Genomic DNA, 17,111 nt, shown 5'->3' with positions numbered 1-17,111 from the left:
CTCCTTGCTCTCTCGCGCCGATCCGCCGTAGACAGGACACTTGGTGCTGTGTCAGCTGATGCAGAACGCGGCGGTCGGAGGGGGACGGACATGTGGGACAGCCACCGGGCTGAAGCCGAACGGCTGTTGGTACGCGCCGTGGAGGAGGAAGTACGCCGTTCGGGGGGCAGGGCCGACGCGGGTGCGCTGACGGCGCGCGGGCGGGCGGCGCTCGACTCGCTGGCGGCGAGCGCGGCCGAGGAGTACGCCGCGTACACGCAGGCGCTCGACGCGATGGAGGCCGGGCAGAAACCCCTGTCGCAGCAGTTCAGCAAGGCCGCGATGGGAACTCCCCTGCTGGTCACGGGGGTTGCCGCGGCAGCGGCGTTCGGCGCCGATCTCGCGTTCGGTACGGCGGCGGGGCCGGCGCTCGGCGCGGGCGCCGTCGTCGCCGTCGCGGGCGCCGCGGCCACCGTCGTCAAGGTGACCGCCTCGCACTGGCCCGCCGCCCACCGGCACGCGGGTGCGGCGGGCCAGCCCGGCGGGCCCGAACAGCTGCGGCTGCAGTGGCTGGCGGCGCTGGAGGTACGGGGCATCCGCCCGTACCTGGACCAGCAGCGGATGCTGAGCGCGTCGTCCCGTACGCCGAAGAAGAAGGCCGCCGCCGTCGTGCCGCAGCTGCGCGGCGGTGACCGCAGTGCGGCGGCGCGCAGGCGGTCGCTGCTCGACCAGTCCTTCGGGCATCTGCCCGCCCCCGACGGCCCGTTCGCCGGCCGCCGGGCCGAGCTGGCGCAGATCGCCCAGTGGGTGCACGCGGCCCGCGCGTCGACGGAGACCAAGCCGACCGTCGTCGTCCTGCACGGCACACCCGGCTCCGGGCGCACGGCACTCGCGGTGCGGGCGGCGCATGAGCTGAAGGACCAGTTCCGGGGCGCGTGCGTGGTGGATCTGCGTTCCGATGTCACCGGCGAGAACCCGCTGCCGACCCGCGACGCGCTGCTGCACCTGCTGAACCGGCTCGGCGCGCCGCGCGAACAGCTGCTGTTCCGGGACGGGGTCTCCCCTGATCGGTCGGAGTCGGGATCCCGGGGCAGGTCCTCCGCCGAGCAGCAGGTACGACGGCTCAGCGAGCTCTACCACCAGCATCTGACCGGCACGCCCGTGACGATCGTCCTCGACGACGCCGGTGACCCGGCGCAGGTCCGTACGCTCATACCGGAGCGCTCCGACAGCCTGGTTCTCGTCACCGCCCGCGCCCCTCTCGACCTGCCTGCCGACATTCCGGCGTGGGTGCATCAGCTGCCCGTGGGCCCGCTGGACCCGGCGGGTGCGGAGGAGCTGCTGCGCGTGTCGGCGCAGGAGGAGGAGCAGGGGCCGTACGACTCCCAGTCGACGGACGCGATCGCCGAGCTGTGCGGTGGGCTGCCGCTGGCGCTGCGGGTCGCGGGTTCCTCGCTCGGGCCGCGTACCCGCACGGCGCTGGCCACCGAACTCGCCGCGTACGGTCCCGTCGCGCCCGTCGAACGGGCTCTGTGGCTGCGCTACACCGACCAGTCCGAGCAGGCGCGGAGGCTGCTGCGCCGGCTCGCGCTGGCCGGGCGCGCCAGCCTGGGCGCGGCGGCGGCCGCGGCGCTGCTGTCCGCCGAGGAACAGGAGGCGCAGTCGCTGCTGACGGCCCTGTCCCGGGCCGGGCTGCTCGACCATGTGCGGGGTTCGCGCTACCGGCTGCACGATCTCGTACGGGGTTTCGCCCTGGCCCGGTTGCGTGACGAGGAGGAGGCGGCGGACCGTACCGCCGCGCAGGAACGGCTGATCCACAACTATGCGGAGCTCGCCGGTGCGGTGATCCGGATGGTGGACGGCAAGATGTCCACCCGGGCGGGGCAGTTCGGTTCGCACGGGTTCGGTTCGCTGGACGCGGCACTGCACTGGCTGGACGACGAGTCGAGCTTCATCACCTCCGCGCTGCGGCATGCGGAGGGCGTCGACCAGGGGGCCGTGCTGGACCTGCTGGGCGCACTGTGCGACTACTGCCTGCTGCGCGGCGACCTCTATCGCCTGGGTGAGATCAGCGAGCTGACGCAGGCCGTCGACAAGGGGCTGCTGGAACGGTCGGTCCAGTGGCGTACGGGCATCGCGGCCCGGCAGCTCGGCGAGCTGGACAAGGCCCGCACCACACTGTCCTCGGTCGTCGGTCTCTACCGCGAGGCGCAGAACGACGCGGGCACGGCGCTGGCGCTCTGCTCGCTCGGGATCACCCTGCACCACCAGGGCAACCTCACCGAGGCGTCGGCGCGGCTGCGCGAGGCGATCGCGCTGCAGTCCTCCGACGGGCAGGCCGAGGACCGGGCATGGTCGCTGCACGCCCTGGCCGCCGTCGAGCGCGACCGGGCGAACCTGGCGGAGGCCCTGACCCTCCTCGACACGGCGCTGATCCTGCACCGGGAGGGCGAGTCGCTGCACGGCGAGGCGTGGACGCAGTTCCAGCTGGGCCAGGTGCTGCTGCGGATGGGCGATATGCCCGGGGCCGAGGAGACGCTGCGTACGGCCCTGGACCTGTACGGCCGCACCCGTGACGAGCGCGGCGAGGCGTGGGCGCTGACCCAGCTGGCCCGCGCCCGGCTGCTCGAGGGCGACCCGGGCCCGGCGGTCGACGAGTTGCGCCGGGCGCTCTCCCGCCACCGTGACAACGAGGACGCGCGCGGTGAGGCGTGGACGATGTACTACCTGGGCCAGGCGCTGGAGGAGGCGGGCGACACCGACCAGGCGGTGCGGGAGCTGGAGCGGTCGCGCACGATGTTCTCGCGGATGCGGGACGTCTACGGGCTGGCGTGTGCCCGGCACCACTCGGGCCGGGTCACCCGCGACCAGCGGGCCGCCCGGACCGGCAATCTGCGCAACTCCGGTTTCGCCCGTCAGCTCCTGGCCGACGCCCGGGCCGACTTCCGGCGCATCGGCGTCGCCCACGGCGAGGCGTGGACGTGTCTGGAACTGGCCCTGGTCGACGCGGGGAACAACCGGGCGGCCCAGGCGCTCGCGCTGTGCGACGAGGCGGTGGAGCTGTTCGACTCGTACGGCGACACGCGGGGCGCCGACTGGGCCCGCTTCCTGCGCTGCACACTGCTGCCGTACGCGTCGGCGGGCGGCACGGAGGTGGGCACCGTGGTGGCCCAGCAGGAACTCGCCGATCTGCTCCGGGCCGGGCACCCGAACCGCGACAGCAAGCTGCTGGACTGCGCGGAGGCGTTCACCGTGGTCCTGAACCGCGGGATCGACCTGGAGGACGGCTGGCAGGCCTGGCGCCTGGGCATGACCCCGACCCGCCGCGCCCGGGAAATCATGGGCGTGGCAGTGGGAGCACGGTCGTAGCCGCCGTCCCGGCACCCTCGCCGGACGGGCCTTTCAAGCCCGTCCGGCTCGAGGACAAAGGCACCGACCGGTTGCGCCGGAACCCGCTACTTCGCGGACCCGGCCCCCGCCCCGGATACGTCGGCCCCGGCCGACCCCGCATCCGGATCCGGCGCCTCCTCGAAGTTCACCTTGCCCATGTGCCGGTTCATGGACTTCATCAGCAGCCACACGCCCACCGCGAGCGCCGCGAAGACGAGGAAGCCGAGGACGCCGGGTGTCACCTTGTTCTTGTCGAACTCCTCGGCGAGAGGAACGACGTGGGTCAGTGCCTGGGTCGCGTACATATCAGGCATTGTCGCGGATGCCCGCGAAGAGGTCGCTCTCGGGGAGGGAGGTATCGACGAGAGACTTCGCCAGCTCGTACTCCTCGGTCGGCCAGACCTCCCGCTGGATGTCCATCGGCACCCGGAACCAGCCGCCGTCCGGGTCGATCTGCGTGGCGTGCGCGATCAGCGCCTTGTCCCGGATCTCGAAGAACTCCGCGCACGGGACGTGCGTGGTCAGCGTCCGCTCGACGCGCTCGAACTCCTTCCAGCGCTCCAGCCACTCGCCGTAGGGCGACTCCAGGCCGCGGGCGAGCAGCGCCTCGTGCAGCGCCACCGTGCGCGGACGGTTGAAGCCCTGGTTGTAGTAGAGCTTCTGCGGCTGCCAGGCGGGGCCGAATTCGCTCTCGGGGAACGTCTCGGTGTCCGCGGCGCCCTCGAACGCGATCATCGTGATCGTGTGGGTCATGATGTGGTCGGGGTGCGGGTAGCCGCCGTTCTCGTCGTACGTGGTGATGACCTGCGGCCGGAACGCGCGGATGGAGCGGACGAGACGCCCTGCCGCCTTCTCCTCGTCCTCCAGGGCGAAGCAGCCCTCGGGCAGCGGGGGCAGGGGGTCGCCCTCGGGCAGCCCCGAGTCGACGAAGCCGAGCCACTCCTGCTTGACGCCCAGGATCTCCCGGGCCTCGTCCATCTCCTTCTTCCGTACCTCGTGGATGTGCTCCTCAATGTACGGGTCGCCCTGGAGCTTCGGGTTGAGGATGGAGCCGCGTTCGCCTCCCGTGCAGGTCACAACCAGCACGTCCACCCCCTCGGACACATACTTGGCCATGGTGGCCGCGCCCTTGCTCGACTCGTCGTCGGGGTGGGCGTGGACGGCCATCAGTCGAAGCTGCTCAGTCAAGACTCGATCCTCAGTGATTCGGCCGCCACCCAGTGGCGCCGTCCCGGAGGGACGGCGGTGTGGGGCGGCGGTCGGGTGGCGGGTGAGAGGCTTCTATAGTGACCGAACCGAGGGGCGGAAAATTCCTCGATCCCCGGTACGGGAGGAACGATCATGGTTGCGGTGCGTGAGGCACTTCCGGAGGGCCGCTACGGGCGCTCCGCGGACGAGCGCGCGGACCGCAAGCTCAAGATCATCGGCTCGGTGCTGGGCGTCGCGCTGCTCGGCGTGGTCGGCTGGATCGGTTACGACTACGTGGCAGGCCAGGGCATCAGCGCCGAGGTGATCAAGTTCAGGATCGCTTCGGACGACCGGGTCGACATCCACCTCGAGGTGCGCAAGGAGCGGGACGCGAAGGGGTACTGCACGCTCCGCTCCCAGCAGGTGGACGGCAGCGACGTGGCCCGGAAGGACATCCGCTTCGACGACCGTTCCGACCGGATCGACCGGATCGTCTCGTTGCGTACGACCTCGCGGGCGACCAGCGTCGAGCTGCTGGGCTGCACGGTTGACGGCGGGTCGTCGAACTGACCGGAACGGACCTGCCCTGACCTGCGATTATCGCCGCTGACCTGCATTGACGCGGTCATAGCGGTTTACCTTCTCCCCCTTTTCCTGGGGAATTGTTAGGCTCGTGGTTTCGCCCACCCGTGGAGGCACATGCTTCTGGGTAGGGCGATGCTTTGTATTCCCAGTACCGACGCTTGAATATCCAGTACCGACTAGGAGCACCTGTGACCCAGACCAGCGAAAACGTCACCTGGCTCACGCAGGAGGCGTACAACCAGCTCAAGGCCGAGCTGGAGTACCTGTCTGGTCCCGCGCGCACGGAGATCGCCGTCAAGATCGCGGCGGCCCGTGAGGAGGGTGACCTCCGGGAGAACGGCGGGTACCACGCGGCCAAGGAGGAGCAGGGCAAGATGGAGTTGCGGGTGCGCCAGCTCACCCAGCTCCTGGAGCATGCGAAGGTCGGCGAGGCCCCCGCCGACGACGGCGTGGTCGAGCCCGGCATGGTCGTCACCATCGCGTTCGACGGTGACCCCGACGACACCATGACGTTCCTGCTCGCCTCCCGCGAGTACGCGAGCGCGGACATCGAGACGTACTCTCCGCAGTCTCCGCTCGGTACCGGCGTGAACGGCAAGAAGATGGGCGAGGACGCCGAGTACGAGCTGCCCAACGGCAAGCGGGCCTCGGTGAAGATCCTCGCGGCGAAGCCCTACTCGGGCTGAGCCGGCCACCGGACACGGCAGAACACCAGGAAGCCCCGGCCGCCGACGGCCGGGGCTTCCTGGTGTTCCTCAGGCGGTCGCCGAGCGGTACTTGCGGACCGCGAGGGTCCGGAAGACCACGATGATCAGCACGGACCAGATCAGCGAGGCCCAGACGGGATGCTGCATCGGCCAGGCGTCCGACGGGGAGACGCCCGGGTTCCCGAAGAGCTCGCGGCAGGCCTGGACGGTCGCGCTGAACGGGTTCCATTCGGCGATCGGCTGGAGCCAGCCCGCCATGTTCTCGGTGGGCACGAAGGCGTTCGAGATGAACGTGACCGGGAAGAGCCAGATGAGACCGCCCGACGTGGCCGCCTCGGGGGTGCGGACCGACAGACCGATCAGCGCCCCGATCCAGGAGAAGGCGTACCCCAGCAGGAGCAGCAGCGCGAAGCCGCCCAGCACCTTGCCGGCGTTCTCATTGGTGCGCCAACCGACCAGCAGGGCGACGACCGCGAGAACGACCAGGGTGAGCGTCGTCTGGACGAGGTCGGCGAGCGTACGGCCGGTGAGGACCGCGCCGCGCGCCATCGGCAGCGAGCGGAACCGGTCGATGAGGCCCTTGTGCATGTCGTCCGCGATGCCCGCACCGGCGCCCGCGGTGGCGAAGGTCACGGTCTGCGCGAAGATGCCCGCCATCAGGAAGTTGCGGTAGTCACTGGGGCTGGTGGAACCGCCGATCATCATGGAGCCGCCGAAGACGTAGCTGAACAGCACCACGAACATGATCGGCTGGATCAGCCCGAAGATCACCATCTCCGGGATCCGGGTCATCCGGATCAGATTCCGCTTGGCGACGACGAGGGAGTCGCGGACCGACCCGCCGATGCCGCCACCCACCCTGGGGGCTGCCGCGAGGCGCGGCGTGTCCGTCGTGGCAGTCACTTGCTGACCTCCTGTCCGGCCTTCCTGCCGGTCTGCGCGCCGGGACCCGGGACCGTCCCGTTCTCGTCGGTCTCCGGCGCCTCGGCGACATGGCCGGTGAGCGAGAGGAACACGTCGTCGAGGGTCGGGCGGCGCAGTCCGATGTCGTCGATCTCGACCCCGCGGGTGTCGAGATCACGGATGATCTCGGCGAGCAGCTTGGCGCCGCCGAAGACCGGGACCGTCAGTTTGCGGGTGTGCTGGGCGACGGTGACCTCACCCTTGCCGAGGTTGGTGAGGACCGCGCGGGCCGGCTCGATCTGGTCGGGGTGGTGAACCACGACCTCGACGCGCTCGCCGCCGGTCCTGGCCTTCAGTTCGTCGGAGGTGCCACGGGCGATGACGAGGCCGTGGTCGATGACACAGATGTTGTGCGCCAGATGGTCGGCCTCCTCCAGATACTGCGTGGTCAGCAGCAGAGTGGTGCCGCCTGCGACGAGCTCCTCGATGACCTCCCACAGCTGCTGTCGGTTGCGCGGGTCGAGTCCGGTCGTCGGCTCGTCCATGAACATCACCGGCGGGGAGACGACGAGCGCCGCCGCCAGGTCGAGGCGGCGGCGCATACCACCGGAGTACGTCTTCGCGGGGCGGTCGGCCGCGTCCGCGAGGTTGAACCGCTCCAGCAGCTGCACCGCACGGGCCTTCGCGTCGCGACTGCTCATCTGGTAGAGCTGACCGACCATCTGCAGGTTCTCACGGCCCGTCAGATACTCGTCGACCGCGGCGAACTGGCCGGAGAGGCCGATCGAGCGGCGAACCTCGTTGGGTTTCTTCAGCACGTCGATGCCTGCCACGACGGCCCGGCCGCTGTCGGGTTGGAGCAGCGTCGTGAGGACACGCACGGCAGTCGTCTTGCCTGCGCCGTTGGGGCCGAGGAGGCCCAGGACCGTGCCCTCCGGCACGTCGAGATCAACACCGCCGAGTGCTCGTACATCGCCGAAGGTCTTCACCAGACCTTCGGCGTAGATGGCGCCTGGCATAAGGGATTCCCCCAGAGCGTTTGTTGACTTACTCGACAGATCCTAGGTTTGCGCGCCTCTCCCCGCCCGGCGAACGCCCAACCTGACGACATGTCATTCCGTCACCAGGTAGCCCGCACCACGCAGCTCCGCGGTGACCTCCTCGCAGTGCTCGGGCCCCTTGGTCTCCAGATGCAGGTCGACCTCCGCCTCGGTGAGTCCGAGCCGCGGGTCGGTCCGCACATGACCGATGTCGAGGATGTTCGCGTCGGCGACGGTCAGCACGGAGAGCAGCGTGGCCAGTGCCCCCGGGCGGTCCGTGAGCCGGACCCGCAGGCTGAGATAGCGGCCGGCGGTCGCCATGCCGTGGGTGAGGATGCGCTGCATCAGCAGCGGGTCGACATTGCCGCCCGACAGCAGGGCGACGACCGGTCCGCGGAACGACTCCGGGTCGCTCAGCAGCGCCGCCACCGGGCTCGCCCCCGCCGGTTCGACGACCAGCTTCGCCCGCTCCAGACAGAGCAGCAGCGCGCTGGAGAGTTCGGCCTCGGAGACCGTGCGGACCTCGTCGACCAGTTCCCTGACGAGCTCGAACGGTACGTCGCCGGGGCGCCCCACCTTGATGCCGTCCGCCATCGTCTGGAGCGAGCCGATCGCCACCGGGTGGCCGGCGGCGAGCGACGGCGGGTAGCAGGCGGCGCCCGCCGCCTGGACTCCGACGATCCGCACGTCGGGCCGGATCGCCTTCACGGCCACGGCGATGCCCGCGGCGAGTCCGCCGCCGCCGATCCCGACGACGATGGTGCGGACCTCCGGGCACTGTTCGAGGATCTCCAGGCCCACGGTGCCCTGTCCGGCGATGATGTCCGGGTGGTCGAAGGGGTGGATGAAGACCGCGCCGGTCTCCTGTGCGTACTCCTCGGCGGCGGCGAGGGTCTCGTCGACGACGTGGCCGTGCAGCCGGACCTCGGCGCCGTACTCGCGGGTCGCGGCGACCTTCGGCAGCGGCGCCCCGACCGGCATGAAGACCGTTGAGCGTACGCCGAGCAGTGCAGACGCGAGTGCGACACCCTGCGCATGGTTTCCGGCGCTTGCGGCGACGACTCCGGCCGCCCGCTCGACCGGGGAGAGGCCGGCGATCCGCACGTACGCGCCGCGCAGCTTGAACGAGCCGGTCCGCTGCAGGTTCTCGCACTTGAAGTGGACCGGCGCTCCGACCAGCGCGGACAGGTGACGGCTGCCCTCCATCGGGGTCATCCGGGCCACGCCGGAGAGCATCTTCCGTGCGCCGCGGACGTCGTCGAGGATCACTGGGGGAAACGGGTGTGGCGTACGGAAGTTCATACCGCAAGTCTCGCAGCTGGACACGAGGGCCGGACGCCGTGCTGGTGCCGTCCTGCGTCGTTGTTCGCAGGTTTGTGCAGCACTGGTACACGTTGCCCCGTGGCCGCGTACTCTGTCCCCCACCCATCCGAACACCGCACGAAGAGAGCCCCCGGCCATGCCCCCTCAGGACATGACGACTGCTGCGTCTCCTTCCGGGGGCGCCACCCCCGACTCCACGGGTCCCGACCACCTCCTCGATGTTCTGCAGCACCAGGTGGCCGTCTTCGCCCGCCGTGCCGAGCAGACCCGCCTCGGCGGTGTCGGCCAGGTCCGCAATTCCATGGACCGGGCGGCGTATCTGCTGCTGAACCGACTGGACCGGGAAGGCCCGATGGGCGTCAAGGCGCTGGCCGCGGGCATGGGGATCGACTCCTCGACCGTGACCCGTCAGGTCGCGCCGCTCGTCGACACCGGTCTGGTCAAGCGGACCTCGCATCCGGAGGACGGCCGCGCGGTCGTGCTTCAGCTGTCGCCGCGCGGACATGCGCGGCTGGACGAGGTGCGTGCGTCGCGGCGGGAGCTGATGTCGCAGGTGACGGGGGAATGGACGGCGGAGGAGCGCGAGACGTTCTGCACGCTGCTGACCCGGTTCAACGCGGCGCTGGCTGCGCGGCAGCACCAGCCCGCGGGTAGCTGAGGACCGGATTGCGCCTGCACGACCTCTTGACCCGGGGACCTCCCTGGCGATCCGATGTGGGTGTGCGAGAGCGGCAGACAGGACTTCAGCGGCGGCGCGCCCAGGAGTTCGAGGCCTTTGTGGCGGGCGCCGCGGGCCGACTGCTGCATACCGCCACCCTGCTCACCGCCGAGCCGACGCAGCCGCCCGGCGCGAACGAACGGGCACAGCGGCTGCTGACCGCCGCCCTGGCCCGCACGTACGCGGCCTGGGACGGGCTGCACGGCGAGGATCCGTACGACCGCACCCGGCAGGAGCTGGCCATCCGGTTCGCCCATGAGGCGTGGCGGCACCATCGGCCGCGCGGTGGGCTGTTGGATCCGTTGACCCCGCGGGAGCGACTGGTTCTCGTGCTGCGGCTGTACGAGGGGGTCGCGGAGGAGCAGACCGCCGCGTTGCTGGGGCTTCCGGTGGACCGGGTCCGGGCGCTCTGCAACCGGTCGGTGGCCACGATGCGCGGCACCCGCAGGCCCACGGCGCGGCGGTTGCCCGTACGACTGCTGGGGGTGGGGCCATGAGCCGTCAGGGCCAGAAGGAGGAGCAGGTCCGGCGGATGCTGGACGTGCCGCATCCGCAGGTCCCCGCCGATCTGGCGGAGCGGGCGGCGGAGCAGGGCGGCCGGATGCTGCGCCGGCGCCGTGCGTTCCGTGCGCTGGTGGTGTTCGTGCTGTGCGTGGCGGTGGTCGCGTTCACGGTGTGGGTGATGATCGCCGAGCCCTGGCACGTGCGGCCCTCGGAGACAACCCCACCCCTGGACGGGGCATAGAGCCCGATTCCTGTGGATTTATCCTGGATATGACGGCATGCCGCACGCGCCGAGGAGCCCGTCATGACCAGGAAGATCGCTGACTGCCGCAAGCACCCGAGCGTCACGAACTGCTCGCTCACCATCGCCGGTGAGGAGGAGGAAGTGGTGCGAGCCGCGACGGAACACGCGGTCTCCGTCCACGAACACGCCGACAGCCCGGAGCTGCGGGAGCAGATCCGGGCGTCGCTGGAGGACGAGAAGGTCGACGCCTGACCCCCAGGACGCCGGGCGGGCGGGACGAGCGCCTGCCCGCCCGGTTCTGTGCCGCCCGACTCCCTGGACCTCTCCAGTGCTGCGACCGGAAAGGTTCACCGGCTCGCGGGATCCGGTCCGACCGGAAGAAAGGCCCTATCCGAGCGCCTGCGTCAGGTCGGCCAGCAGGTCGTCCGCGGACTCGATGCCGACGGAGAGGCGGACCAGGTCGGCCGGTACCTCCAGGGCGGAGCCGGCCACGGAGGCGTGCGTCATCCGGCCCGGGTGCTCCACCAGCGACTCGACGCCGCCGAGCGACTCGCCGAGCGTGAAGAGCTCGGTCCGGTTGCAGACCTCGACCGCTGCCTCCTCGCCGCCCTGGACCCGGAAGGAGACCATGCCGCCGAACGCCCTCATCTGCTTGGCGGCGATCTCGTGTCCCGGGTGCTCCGGCAGCCCCGGGTAGAGGACCTGGGTGACCTTGGGGTGCCGGGTCAGCAGCTCGGCAACCTTGGCCGCGTTCTCGCTGTGCCGGTCCATCCGGACGGGCAGCGTCTTGATGCCACGCAGCACCAGCCAGGAGTCGAACGGTCCGGCGACCGCGCCCATCGCGTTCTGGTGGTAAGCCAGTTGCTCGCCGATCTCCGCGTCGGCGGCGATCAGCGCACCGCCGACGACGTCGGAGTGGCCGCCCATGTACTTGGTCAGGGAGTGCACGACGACGTCCGCGCCGAGTGCGATCGGCTGCTGCAGGTAAGGGCTGGCGAAGGTGTTGTCGACGACCAGCCGGGCTCCCGCGGTGCGCGCCACGTCCGCGACCGCGGCGATGTCGGTGATGCCGAGCAGCGGGTTGGACGGCGTCTCGACCCAGATGACCTTCGTACGGTCGTTGACCGCGGCCCGGACCGCCGCCGGGTCCGAGGTGTCCGCGACGGAGTAGTCGACGCCCCACCGCTCGACGACCTTGGCGAAGAGCCGGAAGGTGCCGCCATAGGCGTCGTTCGGGATGACGACATGGGCGCCGGGGTGGAGCAGCGTGCGGAGCAGGCAGTCCTCCGCCGCGAGCCCGGACGCGAAGGCGAGACCGCGGCGGCCGCCCTCGATGGCCGCGAGGTTCTCCTCCAGCGCCGTGCGCGTCGGGTTGGCGCTGCGGCTGTATTCGTAGCCGCCGCGCAGTCCGCCGACGCCGTCCTGCTTGTACGTGGACACCTGATAGATGGGCGGAACAACGGCACCGGTGAGGGGATCGGCGGTGTTGCCCGCATGGATCGCGAGGGTCTCGAAGCTGTGCTGATCGCTCATGGGGCCCGAGCGTAGTTCGTCACAGGGGTGATCCACGCCCACTGCGCCGTCCGGTGACAATGGGCGCATGGAGATTCTCTGGTTCCTGATCGCGCTCTGCATGCTCGCCGCGGTCCTCGGCCCCTTCGTGCTGCGTCGCCGCTCCGGTATCCACCAGGTCGCGCCCGGCTCCCCCGACGCCGCCGACCCGGACACGTACGGCTTCGTGCGCCAGGAGCAGCTGGACATCCGGATGCCGGGCCCCGACCAGGACCTCCTCGATGTCCTCGATGTCGTGCAGCGCACCCAGGACTGGCGCGCCGCCTCTCAGTTGCTGGCGGGGACGCCGAAGGAGGGTGAGGTGCGGTGGCAGCGCGTGCAGGCGTTCGCCGGTGCCGCCTCGCTGGAGCTGATGCAGGCGCCCGGGGTCGGTGGCGCGTGGCTGCGGTCGTGGCGCGCCCAGTCGCCGAAGGACGCGGGTGGGGCCGCGGTGCACGCCGAGTTCCTGGTCCAGCAGGCTTGGCGGTCGTCGTCCGCGGGGACGGACGACTTCCGGATCATCCTGGAGGAGGCCCGTGCGGTCTGCGGCGAGGCGGCCCTGCTGGCGCCCGGCGACCCGGTCCCGTACATCGTCGAGCTGGCCGTCGCGCGTGGACTCGGCTACTCCCACGAGCAGTTCGACCAGCTCTGGGCGAAGATCATCGACCGCGCTCCGGCGCACATGGGCGCGCACATCGCCGCGCTGCACTTCTGGTGCGAGAAGTGGCACGGCTCCCGCGAGGAGGCCGAGCGGTTCGCGACGTCCGCCGCGGCCCGCGCCCCGCAGGGTTCGCTGCTGGCCGCGTTGCCGCTGTTCGCGGTGTACGAGCATCTGCCCGAGGTCAATCTGGTGCAGGGCTTCTACCGGGGCGTCGTGGTGACGAAGGCCGTCGAGGGCGCCTTGTTCGCGGTGCACGCGGCGCGCCCCGACGACCCGATGCTCGCCCATGTCCGTCATCTGCTGGTGCTGTTCCTGGTCCGGATGGAACGCTGGGCGGAGGCGATGCACCAGCTCGTCCACATCGACGGGCACGTGGGCGCGCTGCCGTGGACGCAGAACCCCGACCCGGCCGCCGAGTACACGGTCTACCGGGCGCTGGCGGTCGCCGGGTACGAGGCGAACGGCGGCAGCCCGGCGACGCTGCCGCGGTGAGGGGGGCCGGTTCCGCCACAGGTCACCCCTCGTTCCACCGCTGGTCAGCCGTCGTTCCACCGTCGGCTGCGGCTGTCGCCGAACCACGTTGCCGCATCCGCCCGCGGTAGGACATACTCCGGATCCCCCCACAACCCGCACGCCCGACTCTGCCGTTCGCCATACGTTTCTCATTCCCGTGGGGGGAATCGCCCAATGGGCCCATCTCTGCGTGCCGCGCGCGCCCTTGTCCTGCTCGCCGGCTTCTATCTGCTGAGCGTCGTCCTGCTCGCCGCCCTCGGAGCCCTCGACTGGGCGGCGTTCGCGTGGACGACGGGCAGCGTCGCCGCGAAGCTGTTCGTCCTCAGCGTCGTGCTGGCCGTCCCGATCGTGCGGGGCATGTTCATGCTGCGCACGCCGAAGGACGAGGGCCTGGCCGGACTGCCGGTCGACGACACCCACGAACCCCGGCTCTGGGCCACCGTCCGTGACATCGCGCAACAGGTCGGCACCCGCGCGCCGGACGAGATCGTGCTCACCGGCGATGTGAACGCCGCGGTCAGCGAGGACGCCAGGTTCCTCGGCCTGGTCGGCGGCAGCCGCCGGCTCTATCTCGGCCTGCCCCTGATGACCGGCCTGTCCCAGGCCCAGCTGCGTTCCGTACTCGCCCACGAGATGGGCCACTACGGCAACTCCGACACCCGGCTCACCGCGATCACCGCGCGCGGCCGCATCCAGGTGATGCGTACCATCGCCCACTTCCAGGAGCGGGCGGGCAAATCCGTCGCCAAGGAGCAGGCGCGCCAGGAGAAGAAGGCGGCAAAGGCCCTCGCCAAGGGCAAGAAGGCCAAGGAGATCGACGCCGGTGGCGCGGGTGTCACGTACCGCGCGATGGCGGCGATCTACACGGCGTACGCGAAGTTCTACATGCGTGCCACGCTCTCCGGCGCCCGCCGCGAGGAGCTCGCGGCCGATGTCGCAGCGGCCCGGATCGCGGGCCGTGACGCGACCGCTTCCGCCCTGCGCGAGCTGCCGGCCCTCGACGCCGCCCACGGCTTCTACATGAACGCGTACGCCACTCTCGGCGTCGAGGCAGGAATGCTGCCGCTGCCCGGCCAGGTCCTCGGAGGCGTACGGCATCTGCTGGCCGCCCGCCAGGACGAGCTGGACGAGATGCGCGACTCCCTGCCGACCGAGCCGTCCTCCCCGTACGACTCGCATCCCCCGATCGCGGAGCGCGTCGCCCGGATCGAGGCGCTGCCGGACGACGGGCGTGCCTCGGAGCCGGTGGAACCGTCTCTGGCCCTGCTCGCCGATCCCGAGCGGGCGCTCGCCGCCGTCGAGGAGGCAGTCCTCACGCCCGAGGCGCTGAGGCTGCGCCGTGCCGACTGGCCGGAGCTGGTGCACGAGTCGATGGCGTCGTACACCGAGCGGTCGGCGCGGGGGTTCGGCGCGGTGGTCGCCGAGGCGACCGGCAGCGACGGCTCGCTCTCCGCCACGCTCGACGCGATCGACGCGGGTGCGCTGTGGCAGATCGCCGACCGGCTGCCCAAGTCCGAGGAGGCCGCCGCGGCGACCGGCCGGGCGGCCCGCGAGTTCGCCAGGCCCCGGCTGCGGTCCGGCCTGTCGCAGCTGGTCAGCAACGAGTGCGTACGGCAGGGACGGGCCCACTGGCAGCTGTCCTGGTCCGACTCCGCCGCGCTGGAGCTGCCGCACGGGTGGGCGCAGGAGCTCCCCGCGGCGCTGGACGCCGCCGTGGCGGACATCCCGGACACGGAGCCGCTGCGCAAACTGCTCACCCCGTGACCTCCCCGCATCCTCCCGGATTGGACCGGTACTCCCTGTGGCACGACTGATACCTCTGCTGGCGATCGCGTTCGGCGTCTACTTCTGGCTGAAGGCACGGCAGAACACGGCGTCGCCCGACACCCCCTCGGCGTCCGGCAGGCGCCGGAGCCGCAAGTCCGACCCGGCGAGGGCCGCGACAGAGCTCGGCTTCGTCCCGGCCGACGCCATCGACACCGCACACGCCGCCGCCCCCGACCCGCACGACGAGGAGGTACGCGCCACTGTCCGGGCCGGGAACTGGCAGGCGGGCGCCGACTTCCTCGCCGGCGCGGGCCGGGACTGGCAGGAGCGCTACCGGCGTGCCGGCGTGCTCCAGGACGAGGCCGCGGCCGACGACACCTGGCTGCTGGCCTGGCGCTCCGCGCAGCCGAAGGACGCGGGCGCCGCCCTCGTGCACGCGGGCGCGCTGATCAGCGTGGCGGCGGACATCCGCGGTGCGAAGCAGGCGAAGTACACCACGCAGGAGCAGTTCGCCGGCTTCCACCGGATGATGGCCCAGGCCCGGGTGGCCTGCCACGAGGCCCAGGAGCTGGCGGGCGACGACCCGTGCCCGTACATCGCCGAGATCTCCTGCGCCCTGGGCCTCGGCTACGGGCACGACGACTTCCGCGCCCTGTGGGCCGAGATCGAGAAGCGCGACGCGCACCACCTCGCGGCTCACACCTCGGCACTCCAGTACTGGTGCCGCAAGTGGCGCGGCTCGCACGAGCTGGCCGAGCGTTTCGCGCGCGAGGCGGCGGCGAAGGGCAGTCCCGGCCGGCTCCTCTCCTTCCTCCCGCTCTACGCCGCGTTCGAGCAGGAGACGGCGGAGCAGGACGTGGATCCGGACGCGTACTACAAGAGCCCTGAGCTGATCGCCGCGGTCGACGCCTGTCTGATCGATGTGGCGGCCGCCGCGGAGGCCAACCCCGGAGACCCGCGGATCGTCCGGGTCCGCCACATGCTCGCCTGGCTGCTGTACTGGCAGGATCGGTACGAGGAAGCGGTGGAGCAGTTCCGTGCGGTCGACGGCCATATCGACAGCGCCCCGTGGACGTACTCGGGCGACCCCGAGAAGCGCTACCTCCAGGCCCGCGACTTCAGCGCCGCACAGGTCCTGGCGGCGAGCGGGAACTGACCGCTGCGACGCGGCGGGGGCGCCGGAATCCGCGGCGGCCCCGCCACGTTGTACGGGCTGCACACCCCTACCCCGGAGGAGCCCCCGCATGTTCCTGCAGCGCCGCACCCCGCAGCTCCCCACCCCAGAAGAGGCTCTGCGCGGCCGCCCCACCCCCGAATTCACCGTCCCGTCCCGCCACACGGTCCTCGGCAATCCGCTGGTGGGCCCGTACCCGGACGGACTGGAGGTCGCGGACTTCGCGCTGGGCTGTTTCTGGGGCGCCGAGCGCAAGTTCTGGCAGACGGACGGTGTCTGGACGACGCTCGCCGGCTACCAGGGCGGCTACACGGAGAACCCCGCGTACGAAGAGGTCTGCTCGGGCCTGACGGGGCACACGGAAGCGGTCCGCGTCGTCTTCGACCCGAAGATCGTCACGTACTCCGAGCTGCTGAAGGTCTTCTGGGAGTCCCATGACCCGACACAGGGCTTCCGCCAGGGCAATGACGTGGGTACGCAGTACCGCTCGGCGGTCTACACCCACTCCCCCGAGCAGGAGGCGGCCGTTGCCGCGTCCCGCGAGGCGTACCAGAAGGTCCTGACGGCCTCCGGCCACGGCACGATCACCACGGAGATCCTCCCGGCGGAGGGCCGCATGTTCTGGCCCGCCGAGGCGTATCACCAGCAGTACCTGGACAAGAACCCGGCCGGCTACTGCGGGATCGGCGGGACGGGCGTTTCATGCCCGATCGGTGTGGCCCCTGTCCCCTCGACGGACACCTGAGGGACAGCTCACCACTTCGGCGACTCCCGGCCCTGCGCCGCGAGCGCGCACGCATCCGCAGCGAAAAGGGCACGACGACCGGCTGGCTGCCGGACGGGCCCACTGACCAGAGACTGCGA

Annotated in this window: 17 protein-coding genes; 11 read left to right on the top strand and 6 right to left on the bottom strand. The window is 71.0% G+C overall.

From position 1 onward, the window contains the following. Positions 1 to 90: 90 nt before the first annotated feature. Positions 91 to 3,348 carry a tetratricopeptide repeat protein gene (locus ACFU8W_RS15170; RefSeq protein ID WP_384036507.1) on the top strand — a complete coding sequence of 1,086 codons (3,258 nt, stop codon included), beginning with the start codon at positions 91 to 93 and terminating at the stop codon, positions 3,346 to 3,348. 86 nt (positions 3,349 to 3,434) lie between these two features. Here ACFU8W_RS15170 and ACFU8W_RS15165 read toward each other — a convergent pair whose 3' ends face one another. Beyond that, on the bottom strand, positions 3,435 to 3,674 hold the full coding sequence (locus ACFU8W_RS15165; RefSeq protein WP_345515210.1) for a hypothetical protein: 240 nt from the start codon (positions 3,672 to 3,674) through the stop codon (positions 3,435 to 3,437). A gap of 1 nt (position 3,675) precedes the next feature. Further along, the gene (mca, locus tag ACFU8W_RS15160) at positions 3,676 to 4,557 is read right to left on the bottom strand and encodes a mycothiol conjugate amidase Mca (RefSeq protein ID WP_345515209.1); all 882 of its coding nucleotides are present in this window, start codon (positions 4,555 to 4,557) and stop codon (positions 3,676 to 3,678) included. Positions 4,558 to 4,710: 153 nt separating this feature from the next. Between mca and ACFU8W_RS15155 the strand changes: the two genes are divergently transcribed. Together ACFU8W_RS15155 and greA are read left to right on the top strand one after the other, a co-directional pair. After that, positions 4,711 to 5,127, top strand: coding sequence for a DUF4307 domain-containing protein (locus ACFU8W_RS15155; protein ID WP_384036503.1), 417 nt, complete (start codon positions 4,711 to 4,713; stop codon positions 5,125 to 5,127). A 203-nt stretch (positions 5,128 to 5,330) separates the two neighbouring features. Next, entirely contained in the window at positions 5,331 to 5,828 is a 498-nt protein-coding gene (greA, locus tag ACFU8W_RS15150) for a transcription elongation factor GreA (RefSeq protein WP_037688517.1), read from the top strand. 69 nt (positions 5,829 to 5,897) lie between these two features. Here the strand turns inward: greA and ACFU8W_RS15145 are convergent, their stop codons facing one another. From ACFU8W_RS15145 to ilvA, 3 genes are all read right to left on the bottom strand, one after another. Continuing rightward, positions 5,898 to 6,752, bottom strand: a complete 855-nt coding sequence (locus ACFU8W_RS15145; RefSeq protein ID WP_384036499.1) for an ABC transporter permease — start codon at positions 6,750 to 6,752, stop codon at positions 5,898 to 5,900. Beyond that, positions 6,749 to 7,771, bottom strand: a complete 1,023-nt coding sequence (locus tag ACFU8W_RS15140; RefSeq protein WP_345515206.1) for an ATP-binding cassette domain-containing protein — start codon at positions 7,769 to 7,771, stop codon at positions 6,749 to 6,751. Before ACFU8W_RS15140 ends, ACFU8W_RS15145 begins: the two co-directional genes overlap by 4 nt. 93 nt (positions 7,772 to 7,864) lie before the next feature. Continuing rightward, positions 7,865 to 9,094: a threonine ammonia-lyase gene (ilvA, locus tag ACFU8W_RS15135; RefSeq protein WP_345515204.1), complete on the bottom strand. Its 1,230-nt coding sequence runs from the start codon at positions 9,092 to 9,094 to the stop codon at positions 7,865 to 7,867. Between the two features lie 157 nt (positions 9,095 to 9,251). Here ilvA and ACFU8W_RS15130 point away from each other — a divergent pair, with 157 nt between their 5' ends. The 4 genes from ACFU8W_RS15130 (at position 9,252) to ACFU8W_RS15115 (ending at position 10,833) form a co-directional block, all read left to right on the top strand. Further along, complete coding sequence (locus tag ACFU8W_RS15130) at positions 9,252 to 9,773, top strand: MarR family winged helix-turn-helix transcriptional regulator (protein WP_384036494.1); 522 nt, start codon at positions 9,252 to 9,254, stop codon at positions 9,771 to 9,773. 62 nt (positions 9,774 to 9,835) lie between these two features. Continuing rightward, positions 9,836 to 10,330 carry a sigma factor-like helix-turn-helix DNA-binding protein gene (locus ACFU8W_RS15125; protein ID WP_384036491.1) on the top strand — a complete coding sequence of 165 codons (495 nt, stop codon included), beginning with the start codon at positions 9,836 to 9,838 and terminating at the stop codon, positions 10,328 to 10,330. Further along, positions 10,327 to 10,578, top strand: coding sequence for a hypothetical protein (locus ACFU8W_RS15120; RefSeq protein ID WP_384036488.1), 252 nt, complete (start codon positions 10,327 to 10,329; stop codon positions 10,576 to 10,578). The genes ACFU8W_RS15125 and ACFU8W_RS15120 overlap by 4 nt, the downstream gene beginning before the upstream one ends. A gap of 63 nt (positions 10,579 to 10,641) precedes the next feature. Next, a complete protein-coding gene (locus tag ACFU8W_RS15115) occupies positions 10,642 to 10,833 on the top strand; it encodes a DUF1059 domain-containing protein (protein ID WP_037688500.1) in 192 nt (63 codons plus the stop codon). Between the two features lie 135 nt (positions 10,834 to 10,968). Here ACFU8W_RS15115 and ACFU8W_RS15110 read toward each other — a convergent pair whose 3' ends face one another. Next, positions 10,969 to 12,114 (bottom strand): cystathionine gamma-synthase, encoded by a 1,146-nt coding sequence (locus tag ACFU8W_RS15110; protein ID WP_384036485.1) that lies wholly within the window; start codon positions 12,112 to 12,114, stop codon positions 10,969 to 10,971. Between the two features lie 67 nt (positions 12,115 to 12,181). On the opposite strand from ACFU8W_RS15110, the gene ACFU8W_RS15105 reads away from it, so the two are divergent. The 4 genes from ACFU8W_RS15105 (at position 12,182) to msrA (ending at position 16,992) form a co-directional block, all read left to right on the top strand. Continuing rightward, on the top strand, positions 12,182 to 13,285 hold the full coding sequence (locus tag ACFU8W_RS15105) for a hypothetical protein (RefSeq protein ID WP_384036482.1): 1,104 nt from the start codon (positions 12,182 to 12,184) through the stop codon (positions 13,283 to 13,285). Between the two features lie 195 nt (positions 13,286 to 13,480). Next, positions 13,481 to 15,070, top strand: coding sequence for a M48 family metallopeptidase (locus ACFU8W_RS15100; RefSeq protein WP_384036479.1), 1,590 nt, complete (start codon positions 13,481 to 13,483; stop codon positions 15,068 to 15,070). 37 nt (positions 15,071 to 15,107) lie between these two features. Next, positions 15,108 to 16,229 (top strand): hypothetical protein, encoded by a 1,122-nt coding sequence (locus ACFU8W_RS15095; RefSeq protein WP_384036476.1) that lies wholly within the window; start codon positions 15,108 to 15,110, stop codon positions 16,227 to 16,229. A gap of 88 nt (positions 16,230 to 16,317) precedes the next feature. Further along, positions 16,318 to 16,992 (top strand): peptide-methionine (S)-S-oxide reductase MsrA, encoded by a 675-nt coding sequence (gene msrA, locus ACFU8W_RS15090; protein WP_384036473.1) that lies wholly within the window; start codon positions 16,318 to 16,320, stop codon positions 16,990 to 16,992. Positions 16,993 to 17,111: the final 119 nt, after the last annotated feature.

Source organism: Streptomyces sp. NPDC057565 (genome assembly GCF_042801455.1).
GTDB lineage: Bacteria > Actinomycetota > Actinomycetes > Streptomycetales > Streptomycetaceae > Streptomyces > Streptomyces yanii.
Note: the sequence above shows the minus strand (reverse complement) of the source record. Positions and strands in the feature narration are given on the sequence as shown.